This window comes from Rhodococcus sp. EPR-134 (assembly GCF_001647205.1).
Lineage (GTDB): Bacteria > Actinomycetota > Actinomycetes > Mycobacteriales > Mycobacteriaceae > Rhodococcus_F > Rhodococcus_F qingshengii.
Map to the genome: position 1 here is coordinate 1 of NZ_LVCT01000293.1, position 3,732 is coordinate 3,732.

Here is a 3,732-nt window from a genome sequence, read left to right on the forward strand (position 1 = left end):
GTTGGCGCCCCATCGCAGCACTCTTCGCGGAAGCCGGCACTGCTGCCGCCCGTGAAATCAACTCGACCGGCAGGTGGGCTCTACCCACGTGCAATTCCTTCACCCCTGCTGTCTCCACCACCTCGACGCGCATCCGGCTGAGCCAGAATGCCGCCCAGATCGGGATCGGGAGTAGTACGACGTACGCCAGGTACGAGAGAAGCCCCGGGCGGCCCATGTGGACCTCGGCCGCGAGGAGTCCGGCTACGGCCAGCCCGGCGATCCACCACCAGATCGGCACCCACAGGCGCTCGGAGTACAGCGTCGTGGACGGGGGCGTTGTGGTGGCGACGTCAGGTCGAGATGTTTCGGGCACCTGTCAAGGATAGTCCGTCGCTACGAGTAGTCTTGGCCCACGTGAGCGACCATCTCTCCATCGCCTTGAAGCGACTGGATCCAGACCTGCCCGTTCCACAGCGTGCGCATCCCGGAGATGCGGGTGTGGATCTGTGCTCCACCAGCGACGTCACCATCGAACCCGGCCACCGAACACTGGTCGGAACGGGGATCGCGATCGCTTTGCCGGTGGGCACCGTCGGGTTGATCCATCCGCGTTCCGGACTCGCCGCCAAATCGGGACTGTCGATCGTGAATGCGCCCGGAACCGTGGACGCGGGATACCGGGGCGAACTCAAGGTCTGCTTGATCAATCTCGATCCGGCCACAGCCATCGACATCCGCCGCGGTGACCGAATCGCTCAGCTCGTGGTTCAACGAGTCGAACTTCCGGTTTTCGAGGAAGTCGAATCGCTGGACGACACGACCAGAGGAACCGGAGGTTACGGTTCCAGCGGCGGGCACGCGATACTCGATACCGATGCGCCTGGCGCGGTAGTCGGAGAGGGAGTCTGAATCATGTTCGGACGCAAGAAGAAGACAGACGTCGACGAGGAAACCACCAGCTTCTTCGGTGACGAGAACGACGAGTCGGTGGAGATCGACGAGGTCGAAGACGATCTCGAAGTCACCGGCGACGAGTTCGGTGACGAATCGGAAGGCCCTTACGACATCTCGGAGATCGATTCCGACGATCCGACGGCAGGCCGTGACGGTCAGCGTCTTGATCTCGGTTCCGTTCTGGTGCCGATGCCGACCGGCGGGCAGTTGCAGGTCGAGATGGCGCCCAACGGTTCGCCGCAGGCCGTGCACCTGGTCACCGAGCACGGCCGCATCACGGTTGCTGCCTACGCCGCCCCGAAATCGCCCGGTCAGTGGCGTGAGGTCGTTGCCGAGCTCGCGCAGTCGCTTCGCGACGACAATTCCGCTGTGAGCGTCGAGAACGGCCCGTGGGGCCGTGAACTGGCTGCTGTGACGGCCAACATGGACCTGCGGTTCATCGGCGTCGACGGTCCCCGGTGGATGGTGCGCTGCGTGGTCGCGGGTCCGAGTGGATCCACCGCCGCGAACGCCCCTCTGGTGGCAATCGCACGGGACATCTTGCGTGACACCGTCGTCAACCGAGGATCAGAGCCGCATCCGGTGCGGACACCGCTGCCCGTGGTGCTCCCGCAGGTGCTCGCCGAGCAGTTGGCGGCCGCACACGAGCAGCAGTTGGCGGCAGCGCAGCAGCAACAGGTCGCCGCCCAGCAGCAACAGCAGTCAGCACCGCCCGCTCCGCCGGCACCTCCAGCACGGCCGACCCCGCCGCCTCGTAGCGGCGAATCCGGTTCTGCCATGCAGCAATTGGGTCAGTAACAGAATTTTCTTCAGGCGCTCGCGGTGGTATCGGATTCGATCGCCGCGAGCGCTTTGATGCAGGTGGACCCGAGAACCGCGGGGTCGCGCCCGATCATGTCGAGCGTCGTCGTGGCGACTGCGCCGCGGGGGAGTGAAGCCGCCCAGGCCTGCGCCACTGACGCGGGATGAACCGGATCGTCCACCGCCGACGCAATGCCGACCGGAACGCCCACCGCCCGTAGCGCGCTCTCGCCGAGTGAGTGGTACGACGCCGCCTCGTCGAGCGCAGCCGGGAGATCGGGCCACTGAGAGCGCCAGGAGCGCTCGAGTTCGGCTCCGAGCCACGCCGGACTCGACGCGAGCATCGCAGCGATCACCGACTCCAAGCCTTCGGAGCGCAGTTGCCCGGCGGTGAACCGCGCGCTCGCTGCTGCGGGTGCGTCGTCGGCCGAGCCCGTCCAGGCCGGAAGCGCTGCCAACACACTCACGGTTCGATCGGGATTGTCGGCGGCCCACTGGAGTGCAACGGCCGCTCCGATCGAGACCCCTCCGACGATGATTCGGCCGTGCGTGTCCGCGGCTCTGTCCATCGCGTCCAGATAGCCGTCCACGACACGCCGAGGGTCCGGTTCAATTGCGACGATGCGCACACCCAGAGCCTCCAGCGGCGCCCGGAATGCGCGGTCCGCGAAGTGGGCGTCAGAGCCTGTACCTGGGAGAACGACGGCAACGGTCGCCAATTCCGAGTTCTGCATCTCTTGATCTTGCCCGGTGCCCCCGAGACGCGGACTGACCGGTGTGGTTACACGCTCGTAATGGGTCTACAGTGGCGATCACACAGCCCTTCACGTGACGCGAAACCCTTGCGTCACACATGTTCGCAGGAGCGCGCAATGGCACCCGCCGCCGCAGGATATTTTCGTCGACTGACCCAGCGTCTGACCGAGGACGTCGACCAGTTGGACGCCCAGGAGATGGCCGAGTCCAACAAGGCTTCCGGAGGTCAGAAGGCATGCGATTGTCGTCGCGGTGAAGAAGTCACGATGGTGGGCCGACTCCGCAGCGTCGACGCGTGTCCCAAGTCGGGAAATGCCAGCATCGAGGCCGAGTTCTTCGATGGCACCGAGGTGATCAATCTCGTCTGGATCGGGCGTCGCCGGATCCCGGGAATCGAGACCGGTAAGACCCTGCTGATCCGCGGTCGTGTGGGCGAGCGTGACGGTCGCAAGGCGATCTTCAACCCTTACTACGAACTGCGCGGCGAATAGGCGCGTTTCCCGCATTTACCGTGCAACTCGGTGACTGTGGCACCCTCGACAGGTGACTGAAACACAACAGCGATCGGTAATCGACCAACTCGGCGGGCTGAGTGGTCTGATCTATTCGTCTTTGCCGATTCTGATTTTTGTCCCGGTCAACAGCATCTGGAATCTCACCGCGGCAATCTGGGCTGCATTGGGCGTCGCTGTCGCTATCGCGGCCTGGCGCCTCTTCCACAAGGATTCCCTCCAACCCGCTATTTCCGGTTTTCTCGGAGTCGGAGTTTCCGCATTCATCGCCTACCGCACCGGCGACGCCAAAGGATATTTCCTCTTCGGTATCTACACGAGCCTCGCCTACGGTGCGGTCTTCCTGATTTCGATCCTCGTACGCTGGCCCCTCGTCGGAATCATCTGGGGCTATCTCAACGGGCACGGCAATCTCTGGCGCAAGCACAGCTCCGCCGTCCGGCTCTACGACGTCGCGACGGCAGCGTGGGCGTTGGTCTTCGGTGCGCGGTATCTCGTTCAGTCACAGCTCTACGACACCGACCACACCGGATGGCTCGCAGTCGCGCGTATCGGCATGGGTTGGCCGTTGACCGGTTTGGTGCTGCTCGTGACGGTCTGGGCTGTGCGTAAGGCCGATCGCATCGTCGAGCCTGAACCGGTTGTGGAGCCCGAAAGCAGCGAGCCCACCGCCACGGACGCAGGGTCCGAAGAGGTGGGCTCGGTGAATCTGACGAAGCCGCGCGAA

General features: G+C 64.4%; 6 protein-coding genes. 4 read left to right on the forward strand and 2 right to left on the reverse strand.

The genetic code is table 11. The features are described 5' to 3' along the window. On the reverse strand, positions 1-355 hold a 355-nt coding region (locus A2J01_RS13425), incomplete at its 3' end, for a DUF3093 domain-containing protein (RefSeq protein ID WP_064112882.1). 41 nt (positions 356-396) lie between these two features. Between A2J01_RS13425 and dut the strand changes: the two genes are divergently transcribed. Further along, complete coding sequence (gene dut, locus A2J01_RS13430) at positions 397-891, forward strand: dUTP diphosphatase (protein WP_003942635.1); 495 nt, start codon at positions 397-399, stop codon at positions 889-891. Between the two features lie 3 nt (positions 892-894). Further along, positions 895-1,734: a DUF3710 domain-containing protein gene (locus A2J01_RS13435; RefSeq protein WP_003942585.1), complete on the forward strand. Its 840-nt coding sequence runs from the start codon at positions 895-897 to the stop codon at positions 1,732-1,734. 11 nt (positions 1,735-1,745) lie between these two features. Here the strand turns inward: A2J01_RS13435 and A2J01_RS13440 are convergent, their stop codons facing one another. Then, positions 1,746-2,471 (reverse strand): alpha/beta fold hydrolase, encoded by a 726-nt coding sequence (locus A2J01_RS13440; protein ID WP_030536884.1) that lies wholly within the window; start codon positions 2,469-2,471, stop codon positions 1,746-1,748. Positions 2,472-2,609: 138 nt separating this feature from the next. Here A2J01_RS13440 and A2J01_RS13445 point away from each other — a divergent pair, with 138 nt between their 5' ends. Beyond that, entirely contained in the window at positions 2,610-2,984 is a 375-nt protein-coding gene (locus A2J01_RS13445) for an OB-fold nucleic acid binding domain-containing protein (RefSeq protein WP_003942613.1), read from the forward strand. A gap of 52 nt (positions 2,985-3,036) precedes the next feature. Further along, on the forward strand, positions 3,037-3,732 hold a 696-nt coding region (locus tag A2J01_RS13450; protein WP_064112881.1), incomplete at its 3' end, for a DUF3159 domain-containing protein.

Bases quoted from the DNA above. Each gene is read 5' to 3' on its own strand.
- A2J01_RS13435 (WP_003942585.1), top strand. From the start codon at position 895: ATGTTCGGACGCAAGAAGAAGACAGACGTCGACGAGGAAACCACCAGC.
- A2J01_RS13440 (WP_030536884.1), bottom strand. From the start codon at position 2,471: ATGCAGAACTCGGAATTGGCGACCGTTGCCGTCGTTCTCCCAGGTACA.
- A2J01_RS13445 (WP_003942613.1), top strand. From the start codon at position 2,610: ATGGCACCCGCCGCCGCAGGATATTTTCGTCGACTGACCCAGCGTCTG.